We start from the raw sequence: 17,551 nt of genomic DNA, 5'->3' as shown, positions 1-17,551 counted from the left end.
ATTATGTTATCTTCTTATTTACGCTCAACATTCATTATCAGTCTTCTGCTATTAATGACAGGTTGTGGACTTTTCACTACTAAAAAAACACCACATATAATTGGACCTAACGAAAAACTTTGGCAACAACACCAAACTAAAATTGCTGAACTAACTACTTGGCAAGTAGATGGCAAAGTCGGAATTAGAGCAGGTAAAGAATCAGGTAGTGCTACGTTATTTTGGTTACAACAATTTGATTATTATGATATCCGTCTTTCTGGACCACTGGGCCGTGGTGCTACCCGTATAGTAGGCAAAAAAGGCGATGTAACCATTGAGATATCTGGGCAAGGTCGTTACACTGCTGCGACACCAGAAGAGTTATTACAACAACAACTGGGTTGGAATATTCCTGTATCAAATCTTATTTGGTGGATAAAAGGTCTACCAGCCCCAGATACGCCTTATACCCATACTTTAAATATGGATAGCCGTTTGCAAGAATTAAAACAAGCTGGTTGGACAATAGAGTACCGCGATTACCAAAATCATGCTGGCTACTGGTTACCTGAACGTATTATTGCTAACAACCAAGATATTCGTGTTACCTTGGTGACTAAACAGTGGACACTAAGAAAAATGGGTAAAGAGATTGCTAGTATTAACTAATAATAGATTATTCAATGACTAATTTATTTCCAGATCATGCCTCATTAGTTTTACCTGCACCTGCCAAGTTAAATCTATTTCTACATATACTTGGCAAACGTGCAGATGGTTATCATAACTTACAAACTATTTTTCAATTCTTAGATTATGCCGATAAGTTAGCCTTTAATTGCCGTGAAGATGGTGAGGTCAAGCTACATACTATTTTTGAAAATGTCCCCCACAATGACAATTTAATTGTTAAAGCAGCAAACCTCTTAAAGAACTATGCAAATACCCCATTAGGTGCTGATATTTGGATTGATAAAAAATTACCTATGGGTGGTGGAATTGGGGGTGGTAGTTCAAATGCTGCTACTACTTTATTAGCACTGAACCAACTATGGCAATTGAATCTTGATTTAACGACACTAGCAAAACTAGGTTTACAATTGGGTGCAGATGTTCCTGTTTTTGTACAAGGCAAAGCTGCTTTTGCAGAAGGTATAGGTGAACAACTAACACCTATAACACCACCTGAATTATGGTTTCTCGTGGCTATTCCTAAAGTAGCTATTAGAACTGCTACTATATTTAGTGACCCCATGCTACCTAGAAATACACCTACAATCACCTATCAGCAGGCACTAACCATTGAAGGCCACAATGATTGCCAAGCTATTGTTCTTAATCACTACCCTGCTGTACGAGATGCTTTCCTAATAATGAGTAAATTAGCACCTACTAAACTTACAGGAACAGGAGCCTGTTTATTTGCCTCTTTCTCTACAGAACAGCAGGCATTAACTGCCCAGCAACAACTTATCAATAAAGTTGATTGTTTTATAGCAAGAAGTGTAAATTTTTCTCCACTACATCAAAAAATAAATCTAATCATTTGATTTAATAGACAATAACAAATAAGAATAATTACCAATAACTTATTGACAATGATTATCATTTAAATTAATATTTACATTACTTACTATTGTGGAGTAATAAATAAGATGTATGTTTGTCTATGCCAAGGTATTACTGATAAAGATATACGTGATGCTGTGAATGATGGTTGCTGTAGCTATAAAGAAGTTAGACAAGCACTTGATATTGCTAATCAATGTGGCAAGTGTGGTTGTTTGGCCAAACAAATAGTTAAAGAAACTATTACTGAATCACAATTAAGCAATCCTATGGTGGCTCACTTTAATCCAGCCGAATTAGTTAACTTTTAATAAAAATAATTGTAATTCTCATTCTTGTTCAATCACCTAATACTCAAGGCTATTTGACTTTTTTGTTTTCCCAACGCACAATAAAAAAAAGTCTTACTGGGAATATAACAATGAAAGGCGACAAAATCGTTATTCAACACCTAAATAAAGTTCTAGGAAACCAGCTGGTTGCGATTAACCAATTTTTCTTACACTCTCGCATGTACAATGATTGGGGACTAGAGGGTTTGGGTCACCAATCTTATCACTACTCTATTAAAGAAATGAAACAGGCTGATCGAGTAATTGAGCGTATCCTATTTTTAGAAGGTATCCCTAACTTACAAGACTTAAATAAATTACTCATTGGTGAAAATACTGAAGAAATGCTTAATTGCGATTTGAAACAAAAAGAAAAGTCTACTGCTGATATACGCGAAGCTGTTACTTATTGTGAAAGTAGTGGTGATTATGTCAGTCGTGATATGCTAAAACGGATTTTAAAGGAAGAAGAAGATCATATCGACTGGTTAGAAGCACAAGTAGGTTTAATTGAAAAAATGGGTATTCAAAACTACCTACAAAACGGTATTGAAAAAGAAGATTAACATTTAAAAAGGCTGACTTATTATTAACTTAGTCAGCCTTTTATTCTGCATATCAAAATTAACAATTCTAATAATAACAAATTTTGGAAATTTATCTGTAAGCCTGACCCATATCAGCCAAACAAAAATCAACATACTTCTTTCTAATTTATTTCTTTATAGTAACAAATAGTTATACGTACAAAGTTATATATACAAACAGGAGTCATTATGCTTAAAGTTAGTAAATTAATCATCGCATTAGCCGCAGCAACAGGCTTGGTTACTACGCACGCTTTAGCAGAAGTTGCTAAAACTAATCCCGTAACCAGTGTCCAAACAACCAAGGTTACTGCTCCTCAACTTATCAAAGGTAATTGGGATAGCTTCAACCGCGATCAACTTAATAATTTGATTGCAACTTATGGCAAGACTAGCCCTAATTATGATCCTAATAATCCACCTTATGCTGTTTTTGACTGGGATAACACTTCAATATTCTTGGACATTCAAGAAGCATTATTAGTTTATCAAATCGAACACTTATATTTTAAAATGACACCAGAGACTTTAAATAAAGTTCTCAGAATGAATGTACCTAGTGACAATTTCACTGCTGATGATAACAATTTAGCAGGAAAACCTGTTAACATTGATCTTATTGCTCAAGATATTGTAAATAACTATACATGGATCTATAACAACTTTGACCAAATGAAAGGGAAAAAGTCATTAGCAGATATCAAGAAAACAGATCAATATAAAGAGTTCTCCACTAAATTACGTTATCTCTACACGGCTATAGGTAATTCTTTTGATGCCTCTCTTTCTTATCCTTGGGTAACTTATTTATTCACAGGCTTAACTGAACATGATGTTGCTAAACTAACTGCTGGAACTGTTGATTGGCAGGCCACTCAACCTATTGCAGATGTTACTTGGACAAGCCCTGCAATTGCAAGTAAAGCAGGTCAAATCTCTACAACATGGCACAACGGTTTACGTTTAGTACCAGAAATGCAAGATCTTTATCATAAACTAAGAGAAGCAGGTATTGATGTATGGGTTTGTTCAGCATCATTTATTGATGTAATTAAAGAGGTTTCTTCTAATCCTAAATTTGGTTATAACAACCCAGCTAGTAAAGTTATCGCTATGGAATTAGAACGTGATGCTAATGGTGTTATTCAACCTGAATTCCGTAAAGGTTTTAACCAAACCCAAGGCCCAGGAAAAACTGTTGAAATTAAGCGTTTAATTGCGCCTAAATACAACAATAAAGGACCTATTTTAGTTGCTGGTGATAGTGAAGGCGACCAAAATATGGCTCAAGATTTTGCTGATACTAAAGCTGTAATTATCATTAATCGCTTAAGAAAACCTACTACTGATATTGGTAAGTTCTCTAAAGTAGCAGTAGATACTTACAAAAAACCTGATGCAAAATACTTATTGCAAGGTCGTGATGAAAACACTGGTTTATACACCGGTAACCAAAAAACTGTTAAGTTAGGTGCTAAAGAAGGCCAAGCTTTACGTTAATCACTTATGCTGGCTTAACCTAATAAGTTAAGCCAGCTTAATCTGTACCTATTGAGATAACCACAAACTATAATAAACTTGCCCTGCTTTCTTTTCCCTATATAGTTGCCAATTTGTAGGCATTAATAATTGAGATGGCATTATCTCACTTTCTGTATAAACCCATGCTTTATTAGCCAACCAACCATTATCTGCCAATAACTGACAAGCCTGCTGCAACATATCTTTCCTAAAAGGTGGGTCTAAAAACACTACATCAAACTGTTTAGTCGCCTGTTTTTGTAAAAACAACAATGCACTTTGATTAATCAAAGTAGCACGCTGGCAATTTAAAATTTGCAATTGGCTTTTTAAGTTACTAATTACCTGATGGTTTATATCAAGTATTGTTGCACTAACCGCACCTCGAGAAAGCGCTTCTAATGATAAAGCACCACTACCTGCAAAAAGATCTAATACTGCCGCCCCTTCAATATAAGGAGCCAACCAATTAAACAGTGTTTCTCTAACTCTATCGGGTGTCGGTCGTAGCCCCTCAGCATCTATAAAACTTACTTTACGGCTACGCCACTCACCACCAATAATACGCAACTGTCCTTGCTTAGCTGAACCCTTACTCAATGAGGTACTCCCATTGGCTGTTTTTTAGGTGCAGTAGGCGTTGGTAATGGCTGTTGTTTAACGGTAGGACCTACTGTCACCACAATAAAATCCTCCATTTTCAGATGTTTATTCATTGCTTGCTTAATTTGTTCTGGTGTTAATGCTTCTATTTGTTTAATAAAATCCTCTAAATAATTTAAAGGCAAGTTATAAAAACCAATAGCCCCCAATTGAGATACTATATTACTATTGCTAGCATTAGATAATGGAAAACTTCCTGATATTTCACGTTTTGCATCATTTAACTCCTGCTCTGTAGGACCATTAGCTAAATATTCACGTACAATATCTTTAATAAGCGCCAAAGAACCATCCGCCATTTCAGCACGTGTTTGCAAGCCTATACTAAAAGGCCCAGCAGCCTGCATAGTAGAAAACCCTGAATAAATTCCATAAGTTAAACCACGACGCTCCCTCACCTCTTGCATCAATCGAGAAGTTAAACCACTACCGCCAAGAATTTGATTACCTACATATAAGGCAGGATAATCAGGATCATTACGCGTCACACCCAACTGACCTAAAACTATATGCGTTTGTTGAGAAGAAAACTCAGTATGATAGTTACCTGCTTTCACTGGTTTAGGTGCTTCCACTGTAGCTAATGTTTCTCCTTTAGGTAAAGAGGATGAGATCTTTTCTGCTAACTCCTCAGCTTGCTGCTTCGATAAATCCCCAACAATAGCAATAACTACATTTTTTGAGTTATAAGTTGCTTGATAAAATTTCTTAAGGTCTGCAATAGTTATCGCTTTAATACTTTCAGGATTACCATCACTACTATGTGCATAAGGATGATCACCATAAAGCTTATTGTAAAATTCTTTAGTAATTAACCTACCCGGTGTTTTCTTATCAATCTCAAAACCAGTTAATAGCTGATTTTTAATACGCTCAAAAGAGTTTTCAGGAAAAGTTGGTTCACTAATCACTTTCGTTAATAAATCTACAGCCACTTGGCTTTTTTTAGGATCAGTCAAACTACGTAATGATACAATTGCCATATCTCGATAAGAACCATTACCAAAATTCGCTCCTACCCCCTCAAAAGTCTTGGCAATAGCTGTTACGTCCATGCCTTTAACACCTTCATTTAACATTCCATTTGTTAATAGCGCCAACCCAGGCTTATCTCCATCATGACTACTACCTGCTGCAAATGTTAATTGAACATCAAACATAGGTAGCTCATGAGCCTCTACAAATAATACTTTACTACCCGCACTAGTCTGCCACTGCTGAATATTTAGATGACGGCCAACAGGAGCTGATTGGCCTAACTCTGCTACAGACTCTAACTTTAGTTTAATCGCTGTATCAGCCCAACTGTAAGAAATACTACCAAAAGAACACACTAATCCTAACTGGATAGCTATCACTAGTTTTTTCCAATTAGTCATTTTTATTCTCCTCTGGTAATACATAAGCTGTTGTTAAACGATCGCGGGTAAAATATTTTTTGGCTACATTTTGAATATCTTCTGGTGTTACAGCATTCAACTCATCTAACTCTGTATCAGCTAACTGCCATGGTAAATCAAGCGCCTCTAACATTCCTATGGTCATTGCTTGACTAGAGATAGAGTCACGTGAATAAACTAATGAAGCGATTAACTGAGCCCTTACTCTTTCTAACTCTTCGGCAGAAGGTTTAGTTGTTTTAAGTTGATCTAACAACTGCCAAATCCCCTTTTCTACCTCTTCAATTGTTTTACCTTTCTGTACATTAGGTAATGCACTAAACATAAAAAGACTATCACCACGCCTAACAGATGAATAACCAATCCCTGCCCCTGTTACTAACTCTTGTTTAAGTTCTAGGTCTGTTGTTAAACGAGCGCTATTACCACCATCGAGCAAGGCAGCGATTAACTCTAACGTATAAACTTCGCGTTTATTATCCGCAGTAGATAAACTAGGAACATTAAACCCCATGAGTAAAGTAGGTAGTTGTGCTTTAACATGTATAGTTAATTGACGTTCACCTGGAGTTGCTAACTCAAAAGGCTTTTTAAGGTTAACATCTGTACTTCTTGGGATCTTAGCAAACCAACGATTTGCTTGTTTTTTAGCCTCATCTACTGTTATATCCCCCACTAATACCAATACTGCATTATTTGGAGCATACCAACGATGATACCAAGCTCTTAAATCTTCTACAGACATGCGATCTAAATCAAACTTCCAACCAATGGGTGGGTTATGGTATCCGCTGGCGAGATAAGCTAAGCTTCTAAAACGTTCATAAGCTAAAGCATTCGGATTATCATCTGTACGTAATCTTCGCTCTTCCTTAACTACTTCAAGTTCTTTTGCAAATTCATCAGCAGGAATTTTTAAAGTCGCCATACGATCAGCTTCTAACTCGAGCGCTACAGGCAAACGATCTTTTGCTAGAACTTGGTAATACACCGTAACATCATCTGCTGTGAAAGCATTTTCTTGCACCCCCAAATTACTTAATATTTGTGATGCTTCACCTGCACCAGCTTTACTACTACCTTTAAACATCATATGCTCTAACACATGCGATAAGCCTGTAGAACCTGGCGCTTCAAGACTTGACCCTACTTTATACCATAACTGTGAAACAACCACAGGTGCACGATGGTCTTCTCTAACAATCACTTTCAAGCCATTATCTAAAGTAAATTCATGGGTAGGCTGTGCAGGTGTAGCTAATGCACTTAAAGAAAAACCTGTAATGCTTAGAAACATTACAATACGACGAACAATCATTAAGTTTACCTATTCTTAGTAGAAAATATAGTATTATTAAATACTGACATCCAACAGCAATATGTTAGGATAATACATTTATTATTTATAATGTAGCAAAGTCAGTTATTATTTATCACCCAGTGCTTTGTTACATAATTTATATATTATATTTGTTATTGAGATAATAGGCGCATGTCAGACTCTAAAGATAATCAACCCACCAAAGAAGAGAAAGAAAAGAAAGGGCTTTTCGGTTGGCTTCGTCGCAAACCTAAAACTGAAGAAACAGTTGTAGTGGATGAGCCTTTATCTATAGAAGAAACTATAACAGAAACAACTGAATCCGTTTCAACATCACCAGAAAGTGAACCTGCTATTGCAGAAGAGCCACAAATTGATACTATTGTTGAACCCTCTAAAACTGTATCAGTAGAAACAGTTGAGGAAACTATTACTATAGCAGAGCAAATTAGTGAAACAATAGAAACTCCAGAACCAGAACCAGAACCAGAACCAGAACCAGAACCAGAACCAGAACCAGAACCAGAACCAGAACCAGAACCAGAACCAGAACCAGAACCAGAAAATAATAGCTCCACCCCTACTGAAAAGAAAGGTTTTTTTGCACGCCTTAAACAAGGTTTAGCAAAAACTAGTGCCTCTTTTGGTGAAGGGATTGCCAGTATCTTTTTGGGCAAAAAAGAAATTGATGATGATTTATTAGAAGAAATAGAAACATTACTATTAACTTCTGATGTTGGTTTTGAGGCGACTAATAGCATTATTGAAAGCTTAACTCAAAAAATAAAACGTGATCAACTTGCTGATAGTGGTGCACTTTACCAAGCACTAAAAGAAGAATTAGTGGCAATGCTAAAACCCGTAGAACAACCATTGACTATAGAAAAAAATCACTCTCCTTACGTTATTTTAGTCGTAGGGGTTAATGGTGCAGGTAAAACAACCACTATTGGGAAACTAGCCAAAAAATTACAGCAACAAGGTAAAAAAGTGATGTTAGCTGCTGGCGATACTTTCCGCGCAGCGGCTGTTGAACAATTGCAAGTATGGGGTGAGCGTAATAATATTCCTGTTGTTGCACAACATACAGGCGCTGACTCTGCTTCTGTTATTTTTGACGCTGTACAATCGGCCAGATCCAAAGGGATGGATGTGCTAATTGCTGATACAGCAGGCAGACTCCATAATAAAGAAAACCTTATGGAAGAATTGAAAAAAGTAAAACGTGTTATCACTAAAATTGATGACACAGCACCTCATGAAACATTATTAGTGTTAGATGCAGGTACAGGACAAAATGCGCTAAGTCAGGCAAAATTATTTAATCAATCAGTAGAGTTATCTGGTATTGCATTAACTAAATTAGATGGTACCGCAAAAGGTGGAGTAATCTTCGCCTTAGCCAATCAAATGCAGTTACCTATTCGCTATATTGGTGTAGGTGAAGGCATTGATGATTTGCGTCCTTTTGAGGCAGAGCCCTTTGTACAGGCAATCTTTAAGGATTAATTATGATACGTTTTGACCATGTTGCAAAACGCTACCCTAATGGGCATATCGGCTTACATGAACTTAGCTTTCATGTACGTCGAGGCGAGTTTCTGTTTGTTACAGGCCATTCAGGCGCAGGTAAAAGTACTTTATTACGACTATTGCTTGCCATGGAGCGCCCTAGCTCAGGTAAAATCATGCTAGCAGGTCAAGACTTATCACGTATTTCAAATGCACATATTCCTTTTTTAAGAAGACAAATAGGTGTTGTTTTTCAGAATCATCAACTATTATTTGATCGTGATGTATTTGCCAATGTTGCTTTACCTTTACAAATTCTTGGGCTTGGTAAAGAAGAAACCTATAAGCGAGTTATTACAGCACTTGACCGTGTAGGCTTAAAAGAAAAAGCCGAACAACTACCCTCTAATATTTCAACAGGTCAACAACAACGGGTAGGTATTGCTAGAGCAATTGTGCATCAACCGGCCTTATTACTTGCAGATGAACCTACAGGTAACCTAGATCCACGACTAGCTTCTGAAATCATGGGAATCTTTGAAGATATCAATAGTTTGGGTACAACTGTTATCATTGCAAGTCATGATTTAGCACTTATTGCGAGAATGCGCCACCGTCTACTCACCTTGCAACGTGGTCGCTTAATTGGTGATGGAGAGGCTGCCTAATGTCTGATGTAAGACCTACTAATCAACCACAGAAGTCTAAAAAACAAGACGGTGAGCCTAGCTTTGGTGAACTTTTCCACTCATGGCTAGAAAATCATAAAGCTAGTTTAACTGATAGTTTTTTAAGACTTGTTAAACATCCCATTGCCAGCTTCTTTACCTGCCTTGTTATTGCAGTAACATTAAGTTTACCTATGGGATTATCTATTATCCTAAAAAATATCAATGAATTGGCAGGGTCTTGGCAACAGGCCGCACAAATATCCCTATTCTTACATTTAGATGTTGATGACGAGAAAGCTAGCCAATTACAAAATGAGCTTAATCAAAATCCAGATATAGAAAGCACACAACTTATTACTAAAAAACAAGCGCTTGCAGAATTTCAAGAACAAACTGGTTTAGGAGAGGCTTTACAAGCATTACCAAGCAACCCTTTGCCTGTAGTGATTGTAGTTACGCCGAAAGAATTGGTTCAGAATACAATCACTGAACTACAACATAATCTACAACAGTTACCAGAAGTCGATCGAGCTGAATTAGATATGCAATGGTTAGAACGACTTATGTCTATTCTTAAACTAGGTGAGCGATTTGTTTTTGGTATCTCACTATTATTAATTGCTGCATTATTGCTTGTTATTGGTAATACCATTCGTCTTGCTATTGAGAATAGACGAGCTGAAATAGAGGTTATTAAGTTAGTAGGTGGTACAGATGGCTATGTACGTCGTCCCTTTATCTATATGGGAACACTCTATGGTTTAGGTGCTGGACTATTTGCATGGGCTTTATTAGCTTTTGGACTTAACTGGATCAATACTTATGTAGTACAATTAGCTGGTTTGTATGCCAGTGACTTTAAGCTATCAAGTGTTTCATTGGAAGATGCCTGCTCTTTAATTATTGGAGCTGTGCTATTAGGTTGGATTGGAGCGTGGTTAGCCGTTGCTAGACACCTTCGCGAACTAGCACCACGCTAACGATAAACCTATGGTATAACTAGCTTTATTAGCATAAAGAAACAATTTTAAAAACTAAAAGACTAGCGGAACTATTAGATATTCTTTATAGTCTAAAAGAGTATAATTCTCAATAAGAAGTTATTTATTGGGTTTTCATTTTTTGGGAGAATCGAATGTCAAAAAACTTAATACCTGTTCAAATGCTAACACCAGGAGCTAATCTGGAAGCCTATGTGCATTCAGTAAATAGTTTGCCTGTGTTAACAGCTGATCAGGAACATGAATTGGCAGATCGGCTCTATTATGAACAAGATTTAGATGCCGCTCGCCAACTGGTGCTTGCTCACTTACGCTTTGTTGTTCATATTGCCCGTAGTTACTCTGGTTATGGTCTGCCTCAAGCTGACTTAATTCAAGAGGGTAATGTTGGTTTAATGAAAGCAGTGAAACGTTTTAATCCTGAAATGGGTGTTCGCCTTATTTCTTTTGCAGTACATTGGATTAAAGCTGAAATACATGAATTTATTTTAAAGAATTGGCGCATTGTTAAAATTGCCACCACTAAAGCTCAACGTAAATTATTCTTTAACTTACGTAGTAAAAAGAAACGTTTAAATTGGTTAAATAATGAAGAAGTGGCTAATGTTGCGAATGAACTAGGTGTAGACGCAAAAGACATCCGCGAGATGGAAAGCCGTCTTACAGGGTCTGATATGGCATTTGACCCTGCAACTGATGAAGATGATGAAACTGCTATCTATGCACCTGCTGCGTATTTAGAAGATAATCGCTACAATCCTGCTACTCAATTAGAAGATGCAGATTGGAGTGATAGTTCCTCTAACAACCTACATGAAGCATTAGAAAAACTAGATGAGCGTAGTAAAGATATTTTACAACAACGCTGGCTATCTGATGATAAAGCAACTTTGCATGATTTAGCAGCAAAATATAACGTATCGGCAGAACGTATTCGCCAGCTAGAAAAAAATGCAATGGATAAATTAAAACGTCATATTATTGAAGTTTGATAATCTATCTCTAACTAAAGCGTATTAAATACTTGTTATTTGATGCGCTTTTTATTTCCAATAAAATATTTATATTACAATAACTTATCAAAATAAATATTACTTTTTTCAAATTAATACTTGCCCTAAAGTGATTGATGGAGTATAGTTCGCGCCTGCGATTTAACACTTGCTTTGTTTTATACGTGCGCTCGTAGCTCAGCTGGATAGAGTACTCGGCTACGAACCGAGCGGTCAGAGGTTCGAATCCTCTCGAGCGCGCCATTTAATATAAATCAATTGTTTATTTGCACATTGCGCGCTCGTAGCTCAGCTGGATAGAGTACTCGGCTACGAACCGAGCGGTCAGAGGTTCGAATCCTCTCGAGCGCGCCAGAATACTAAAAACCTGCACTAGCAGGTTTTTTTTTAAAGTCTAATTTAAGAAACTTTAATTATCTTTCTACTAAATTTGTGGAGAACAACTGCCAATAGGCTTTGCCTAAAGCATTTTCATACTATGGACATACACTGTTGCTATAATAGTCGCTTAGCGATTAAATAATTCCCATGGTGAGCCTTCAAACCATCTGGGAATGGAGGCTGTAATGATTGAAACCGAAACAAAACCGCAAGAATCTCTACAAGATCGCTTTGATCAAATTCAAACCCTACTTCGCCAATGCAATAAAGAAAAACAACAAACTGAAGAAAATGGTTTACCCTTAACAACAAGTTATACTGAACTACAACAAAAACTAGAAGAATTACACTGGGCAGATATAGCTGACCTATTAGAGTCATTACCATTAGATGACCGTCTACTATTATGGCAATTAGTAAAATCAGATCGTGATGGTGATATTCTTTTAGAAGTTTCTGATGCTGTTCGTGAAACGTTATTGGCAGACATGGATGATCATGAGATCATCGCAGCTGCTAAGGACATGGATGCTGATGAATTAGCAGACCTTGCCCCTGAATTATCTAATGATGTTTTACAAGAGTTAATGAGCTCATTAGATACCCAAGAACGTGAACGCTTACAATCAGCCTTATCTTATGAAGAAGATCAAGTCGGTGCATTAATGGACTTTGAGATTCTAAGTATTCGCGATGATGTAACCCTTGAAACCGTGTTACGTTATTTACGCCGCTTTAAAGAATTCCCAGACCATACTGATAAAATCTTTGTGGTTAACTCAGAGGCCATACTAAAAGGCGTCTTGCCTATTAAACAATTGCTCTTAAATGACCCTGATGTACTCGTTGTTGAAGTAATGGCAGATGATCCCGTTATCTTCCATCCTGATGAAGACGCTTATGAAGCAGCTCAAGCATTTGAACGATATGACCTTATTTCTGCACCTGTGGTAGATAAAAATGGTAAGCTCGTAGGTCGTTTAACTATTGATGAAATGGTTGACTTAATTCGTGAAGAAACCGAAACCGAAATGCTAAATATGGCAGGTTTACGGGAAGAAGAAGATATTTTTGCCTCAGTTTGGCGTTCCGTTCGTAACCGTTGGGCATGGCTAGCAGTTAATCTGGTTACTGCATTTATTGCTTCACGTGTTATAGGTTTATTTGATGGCACCATTGAAAAACTAGTAGCCTTAGCCGCCTTAATGCCTATCGTGGCAGGAATTGGTGGCAACTCAGGAAATCAAACGATTACCATGATTGTAAGAGCAATGGCACTTGATCAAATTACTACAGCTAATACCTTTAGATTATTAGGCAAAGAAATAGGTGTTTCCTTTATTAATGGTGTGATTTGGGGTAGCGTTATCGGCCTTGTCGCCTACTATCTTTATGGTAGTTGGTCATTAGGCATTGTAATGATGTCCGCCATGACACTTAACCTGCTACTGGCTGCATTTATGGGCGTACTCATCCCCATGACCATGGTCAAATGCGGCAGAGACCCAGCTCTTGGCTCTAGTGTATTAATTACAGCAATGACTGATAGTGGTGGTTTCTTTATCTTCTTAGGGTTAGCTTATTTATTTATTAGTTTTGGCATTATGCCTGTTACAGGTTAGTTTTTAACCTGTAACAGTAGTAACTAAATATATAACCTCTTTTTAAAAACTATACCGATAGCCTAAATTAAGTTGTTTTTGATCGAACTTACTACCTTTGGCATAATTAGCATCCATATAAATATTATGTACTTTATTAATATTTGCAGTGATACCTATGCCATTATCCCACCATTGACCACGAAAACTATTTTTTTCCTTACTTCCATTTAATTTGTAACTAGTATTAGCATTAAACTCTCTTAAGTAACCAGATTTAAAATAAATATTTATAGGATTAGTACCTTGAGTTTGGTAGCCTATAATTGCGCTAGAACGCCCTAAAGTAGAGTTATAGGAATCAAGCTTAATTTTTAAACCATTACTGGCCTTAACTGTATCCCCACCTTGTACTCCTGTAGATACTTGTAATTGTGGTTCAATATAAAAGCCTGCTTTACTATCGTTAATCCATAAACGCTTTCCTACTTCCACAGATGCGTTAATACCCTGAGTTCTTCCTTTACCCTTAACTGACATTCCTGTAGTATCTTTAACATTAAATTGATTATGAATATTATTATATTTAAGCACTGTATCTACATAAAATCCTTGGTCATGATAATAGGTTGAATAAAGCCCTAATGTATAATTTTTAGCCGTACCATCACCTTGTTTATAGTTAAGATTACCTTGCGTAATACCTGCCATAACGCCCACCAGTAATGTTCCTGACGAAACGCTAAAATCCTTATCTATTCCTAGTTGAGTCCCTGAGTAAGGCATATCAAAACCAGATAATTGTTTTCCATCAAAAGAAGAAAGCTTACCACCAAAAGCTTTTACCCATAAACCACTGGTGGCATTACCAGCACCTGTTACTCTAAGGTCACCTAATCTTTGTAAAAGTGTTTGATTATCTATATAGTTTAGTAGATAACTGGTATTTAAAAAGCTAGCACCAGCTAACGCTGAAGAAGTTTGTGTACCACCAATATTACCTCCAGAGGGTAAAGCATATAACTCCCAGTCCTTATCATTACTAGCTTTTCTTAAACCATAAATATAACCTCCAGCTTCAACTTGATTATTGAGCTTAAAGTTACCACCTCCATCAGCTGTAGTAACAACTGTTAGTGTTTCTGTGCCGTCAGTAGCAGCACTACCTTGGTTGGCAATAGCAAGAGAATGGTTACCTGTTGTTGTTTCTGTAATATTGATTAAGTCACCTAGCTGTTGGGCTATATCAGTTTTCATACTAAATAAACCAATACCACTAAGTTCTTTAGTTGTTAAAGTTGTAAAGTTGCTATTAGTAAAATTTACTGTACTATTATCTAGTGCTAATGTTGTAGTAGTGGAATCATCTGTCATATTCCATATACTGTATGTCATATCCAGATTAATAACTCCAGTGTTTGTATCATAAATAGCTGACTTTCCAGTAAACTGTGAGCCAGTATTCATTTTTAAATCAATAATATTATTGGTACCCGATTGACCAATTTGCATATTACCTACTATATTCATGGTACTACCTTCAGGTATCGTGTTAATAGCAGCATTGTTTATAATATAAATTGCATTACTATTGGTATCTGTTGAGATAATATTGGTATTACCTGAAAAGGTAACCTGTCCAGTATTTGCATTTACAACGTTGTTTTTGCCTTGTAAAGAAGTATCATTAGCTGTAACAATACCATTATTAGTGAGCATTAAAGCAGAAGCAGTCGTGGATGTTGCTTGCACCCTTTCTAATGTCATGTTGCCACTATTAGATATTAGTAAACTTCTATCACGGGAAGATATGGTAACATCCGTTAAATTAATTTCTTGAACATAGTCTGTAGGTAAAGGAACAAGTCCACCCGTAGTAATACCTGCATAATTAGATGTAACAGAGCCACCATTCATCGTAAAAGTACCATTATAAACAGCTACAGCAAAAGAATTATTGCCAGTATTTTCTATAGTAAGATCATTGGCTATAACAGAGCCTTTGTTTATACTAATTCCATAACCATCTGCTGAAGTAAGCTTAATAGTACTACTAGTACCTAAATCTGTTATTTTACCTGTGTTATTGGTGATATTTACTGCAGTTGAATTACTCCCTGATACTTCAATATTAATTTTATCTGTAGTAAAAGTAGAGTTAGAAATAGCTAAACCTGTTGAAAATGTTCCAGTAGTTTTAATGGTATTATTTCCTGTTAATGTAGCCTGACTATCTATTAAAGAAATACCTGTACCACCATTTTGACCATTAGCAGTAACAGTAAGATTACTAGCTGATAAATCGCTATTTCTTAAAAAAATTCCTATTGTTTGATATGCTTTTGTAGTAATTTGGCTTCCATCACCTAAATTCAGCGATGGCCTAGCTGCAGCACTTGTTCCATTGATATAAAGACCATTGGCTATAGTTCTATTAGAAGTATTACCTGCATTACTATTAATAACTTCTATATTTAATGGATTAGCCGTTAACTCTGTTGTGCTAGAGTCGTTATAATATATTCCATATAGATTTTTGGTATCTGCATCAGATGTAATAGATTGCAGACTATCATTTAGGTTAAGCATTTGATTAGGTAATAGCTGGTAACCGTATTTAGTTTCTTCAGCTACTACGTTATAGATGTATGAGCATCCTAACACTGTAATAATAGAGATTTTTTTTAACATAACTACTTAATAGTGACTAACTCTCTTGAATTTAATAAATGATAGGGATTTTTCATATTAATTACAGGAGGGATAGAAAACTAATGGGGTATAACAGGATTATATCTATAATATCGTATGCAATAATAATTTTACTTATTACTACTCAAGTATATAGTATGTTGTTGTTATAAAAGTGTAAATAGGTTTTTAGTTTATTTTGTAATAATCGCAAAGTCTGCTTCTTATAAGTGCAAAATAAAAATAACATTGACTATTAATAAATAAAAAAGAATAGTATTAATAGCAAATTAATGGGCTTTATTACAATGACTCAAAAAATACCCAAACTATCACAGATTCCTATTCTTGATCTCTTTGATGTTTATGATCAACGATATGCTGGAGCAGACTTTCATTATGAGTCTCATCGTAGTTTCTCTCGGTTTTTTAGTCGTAATGTAGCTATTCACCGTCATGATCGCCTTTTTCAAATTCATTACTTACTTAATGGTATGGTGCATGTTCAACTAGATGATTTGTTCTATCGTTTAGAAGGACCTATGATTTTCTTCACACCACCAGGTGTACCCCATGCTTTTACCAGTGATAAAGATACAGAAGGACATGTTATAACAGTTAGGCAACCATACGCTTGGCAACTGTTTAATAACCGCCCTGATTACAACAACCTTAGTTTTAATCTTAGAAAACCTTTATGTATTGATCTAGCCAATCCACAAATGGATTTAGTGGAAGATGCTAAGCAATTAAATATATTATTTGAAATAGCTGCTAATGAATTTAAAAATAATAAACCAAATTATCAACTTACGATGCCAGCTCTTATCCAATTAATATTTATTACCCTATTTCGTTTTACTGATAGTAATCATCCTAACTACACCGTTCAACGGCAAGACCTACAACTATTTTATCGATTTAATGAATTATTAGAAAAGCACTATAAAGAACATTGGCAACTTACCCAGTATGCTAATGAATTAGGGATGACTACCGCTCGCCTCCACTTAATCTGCCAGCGAATGGCTGGCATTAGCCCGAAACAACTAATAGTAGAACGACTACTACAAGAAGCAAAACGTTTACTGATTCACAGCCAACTTACTGCTAATGAAATTTGCTTTACATTGGGCTTTAAAGATCCTTCTTATTTTTCTAGATTTTTTAACAAATATACAGGATTTACTACTAAAGATTATCGTCTATCCCATCATTATCAAACTATTAAATAAACCTTTCTCTTATCAACAACCTTAAGAAAAGTACCATTTTTTAGCTATAAAACTACCTTTACTCCCATTCA

15 protein-coding genes and 2 tRNA genes are annotated in these 17,551 nt (G+C 36.0%); 13 read left to right on the top strand and 4 right to left on the bottom strand.

Features of this window, described 5'->3' with window-relative positions; all coding sequences use genetic code 11:
• Positions 1-3: 3 nt before the first annotated feature.
• From lolB to ACQVD9_RS02450, 5 genes are all read left to right on the top strand, one after another.
• Positions 4-651, top strand: coding sequence for a lipoprotein insertase outer membrane protein LolB (gene lolB, locus ACQVD9_RS02470; RefSeq protein WP_264747298.1), 648 nt, complete (start codon positions 4-6; stop codon positions 649-651).
• Between the two features lie 14 nt (positions 652-665).
• A complete protein-coding gene (gene ispE, locus ACQVD9_RS02465; RefSeq protein ID WP_264747297.1) occupies positions 666-1,532 on the top strand; it encodes a 4-(cytidine 5'-diphospho)-2-C-methyl-D-erythritol kinase in 867 nt (288 codons plus the stop codon).
• Between the two features lie 105 nt (positions 1,533-1,637).
• The gene (locus tag ACQVD9_RS02460; protein ID WP_264747296.1) at positions 1,638-1,862 is read left to right on the top strand and encodes a bacterioferritin-associated ferredoxin; all 225 of its coding nucleotides are present in this window, start codon (positions 1,638-1,640) and stop codon (positions 1,860-1,862) included.
• A 110-nt stretch (positions 1,863-1,972) separates the two neighbouring features.
• Positions 1,973-2,449, top strand: coding sequence for a bacterioferritin (gene bfr, locus ACQVD9_RS02455; protein ID WP_264747295.1), 477 nt, complete (start codon positions 1,973-1,975; stop codon positions 2,447-2,449).
• Between the two features lie 210 nt (positions 2,450-2,659).
• Complete coding sequence (locus tag ACQVD9_RS02450) at positions 2,660-3,970, top strand: haloacid dehalogenase-like hydrolase (RefSeq protein ID WP_264747294.1); 1,311 nt, start codon at positions 2,660-2,662, stop codon at positions 3,968-3,970.
• A 48-nt stretch (positions 3,971-4,018) separates the two neighbouring features.
• Here ACQVD9_RS02450 and rsmD read toward each other — a convergent pair whose 3' ends face one another.
• The 3 genes from rsmD to ACQVD9_RS02435 are packed head-to-tail and all read right to left on the bottom strand — an operon-like array spanning position 4,019 to position 7,372.
• Positions 4,019-4,591, bottom strand: coding sequence for a 16S rRNA (guanine(966)-N(2))-methyltransferase RsmD (gene rsmD / locus ACQVD9_RS02445; protein ID WP_264747293.1), 573 nt, complete (start codon positions 4,589-4,591; stop codon positions 4,019-4,021).
• Positions 4,588-6,033 (bottom strand): M16 family metallopeptidase, encoded by a 1,446-nt coding sequence (locus ACQVD9_RS02440; protein ID WP_264747292.1) that lies wholly within the window; start codon positions 6,031-6,033, stop codon positions 4,588-4,590. Before ACQVD9_RS02440 ends, rsmD begins: the two co-directional genes overlap by 4 nt.
• A complete protein-coding gene (locus ACQVD9_RS02435; protein ID WP_413774175.1) occupies positions 6,026-7,372 on the bottom strand; it encodes a M16 family metallopeptidase in 1,347 nt (448 codons plus the stop codon). The genes ACQVD9_RS02440 and ACQVD9_RS02435 overlap by 8 nt, the downstream gene beginning before the upstream one ends.
• Before the next feature lie 174 nt (positions 7,373-7,546).
• Here ACQVD9_RS02435 and ftsY point away from each other — a divergent pair, with 174 nt between their 5' ends.
• The 7 genes from ftsY to mgtE all read left to right on the top strand — a co-directional run bounded on the left by ftsY (position 7,547) and on the right by mgtE (position 13,575).
• Entirely contained in the window at positions 7,547-8,884 is a 1,338-nt protein-coding gene (ftsY, locus tag ACQVD9_RS02430) for a signal recognition particle-docking protein FtsY (protein WP_492089219.1), read from the top strand.
• Between the two features lie 2 nt (positions 8,885-8,886).
• Positions 8,887-9,555 carry a cell division ATP-binding protein FtsE gene (ftsE, locus tag ACQVD9_RS02425; RefSeq protein WP_264747290.1) on the top strand — a complete coding sequence of 223 codons (669 nt, stop codon included), beginning with the start codon at positions 8,887-8,889 and terminating at the stop codon, positions 9,553-9,555.
• A complete protein-coding gene (gene ftsX, locus ACQVD9_RS02420) occupies positions 9,555-10,538 on the top strand; it encodes a permease-like cell division protein FtsX (RefSeq protein ID WP_264747289.1) in 984 nt (327 codons plus the stop codon). Before ftsE ends, ftsX begins: the two co-directional genes overlap by 1 nt.
• Before the next feature lie 155 nt (positions 10,539-10,693).
• On the top strand, positions 10,694-11,551 hold the full coding sequence (gene rpoH, locus ACQVD9_RS02415) for an RNA polymerase sigma factor RpoH (protein ID WP_264747288.1): 858 nt from the start codon (positions 10,694-10,696) through the stop codon (positions 11,549-11,551).
• A gap of 187 nt (positions 11,552-11,738) precedes the next feature.
• A tRNA-Arg gene (locus tag ACQVD9_RS02410) sits at positions 11,739-11,815 on the top strand.
• Positions 11,816-11,849: 34 nt separating this feature from the next.
• Positions 11,850-11,926, top strand: a tRNA-Arg gene (locus ACQVD9_RS02405).
• A 212-nt stretch (positions 11,927-12,138) separates the two neighbouring features.
• Positions 12,139-13,575: a magnesium transporter gene (mgtE, locus tag ACQVD9_RS02400; RefSeq protein ID WP_264747287.1), complete on the top strand. Its 1,437-nt coding sequence runs from the start codon at positions 12,139-12,141 to the stop codon at positions 13,573-13,575.
• 42 nt (positions 13,576-13,617) lie between these two features.
• Here mgtE and ACQVD9_RS02395 read toward each other — a convergent pair whose 3' ends face one another.
• Positions 13,618-16,245 carry an autotransporter outer membrane beta-barrel domain-containing protein gene (locus tag ACQVD9_RS02395; protein WP_264747286.1) on the bottom strand — a complete coding sequence of 876 codons (2,628 nt, stop codon included), beginning with the start codon at positions 16,243-16,245 and terminating at the stop codon, positions 13,618-13,620.
• 308 nt (positions 16,246-16,553) lie between these two features.
• On the opposite strand from ACQVD9_RS02395, the gene hpaA reads away from it, so the two are divergent.
• Complete coding sequence (gene hpaA, locus ACQVD9_RS02390; RefSeq protein ID WP_264747285.1) at positions 16,554-17,480, top strand: 4-hydroxyphenylacetate catabolism regulatory protein HpaA; 927 nt, start codon at positions 16,554-16,556, stop codon at positions 17,478-17,480.
• Positions 17,481-17,551 lie beyond the last annotated feature (71 nt).

The organism is Entomomonas sp. E7T21, assembly GCF_058693955.1.
Note: the sequence above shows the minus strand (reverse complement) of the source record. Positions and strands in the feature narration are given on the sequence as shown.

Bases quoted from the DNA above. Each gene is read 5' to 3' on its own strand.
- ACQVD9_RS02395 (WP_264747286.1), bottom strand. From the start codon at position 16,245: ATGTTAAAAAAAATCTCTATTATTACAGTGTTAGGATGCTCATACATC.
- hpaA (WP_264747285.1), top strand. From the start codon at position 16,554: ATGACTCAAAAAATACCCAAACTATCACAGATTCCTATTCTTGATCTC.
- lolB (WP_264747298.1), top strand. From the start codon at position 4: ATGTTATCTTCTTATTTACGCTCAACATTCATTATCAGTCTTCTGCTA.
- mgtE (WP_264747287.1), top strand. From the start codon at position 12,139: ATGATTGAAACCGAAACAAAACCGCAAGAATCTCTACAAGATCGCTTT.
- ftsE (WP_264747290.1), top strand. From the start codon at position 8,887: ATGATACGTTTTGACCATGTTGCAAAACGCTACCCTAATGGGCATATC.
- ftsY (WP_492089219.1), top strand. From the start codon at position 7,547: ATGTCAGACTCTAAAGATAATCAACCCACCAAAGAAGAGAAAGAAAAG.
- ACQVD9_RS02450 (WP_264747294.1), top strand. From the start codon at position 2,660: ATGCTTAAAGTTAGTAAATTAATCATCGCATTAGCCGCAGCAACAGGC.
- ACQVD9_RS02435 (WP_413774175.1), bottom strand. From the start codon at position 7,372: ATGATTGTTCGTCGTATTGTAATGTTTCTAAGCATTACAGGTTTTTCT.
- bfr (WP_264747295.1), top strand. From the start codon at position 1,973: ATGAAAGGCGACAAAATCGTTATTCAACACCTAAATAAAGTTCTAGGA.
- ACQVD9_RS02440 (WP_264747292.1), bottom strand. From the start codon at position 6,033: ATGACTAATTGGAAAAAACTAGTGATAGCTATCCAGTTAGGATTAGTG.
- ACQVD9_RS02460 (WP_264747296.1), top strand. From the start codon at position 1,638: ATGTATGTTTGTCTATGCCAAGGTATTACTGATAAAGATATACGTGAT.
- rpoH (WP_264747288.1), top strand. From the start codon at position 10,694: ATGTCAAAAAACTTAATACCTGTTCAAATGCTAACACCAGGAGCTAAT.
- ftsX (WP_264747289.1), top strand. From the start codon at position 9,555: ATGTCTGATGTAAGACCTACTAATCAACCACAGAAGTCTAAAAAACAA.
- ispE (WP_264747297.1), top strand. From the start codon at position 666: ATGACTAATTTATTTCCAGATCATGCCTCATTAGTTTTACCTGCACCT.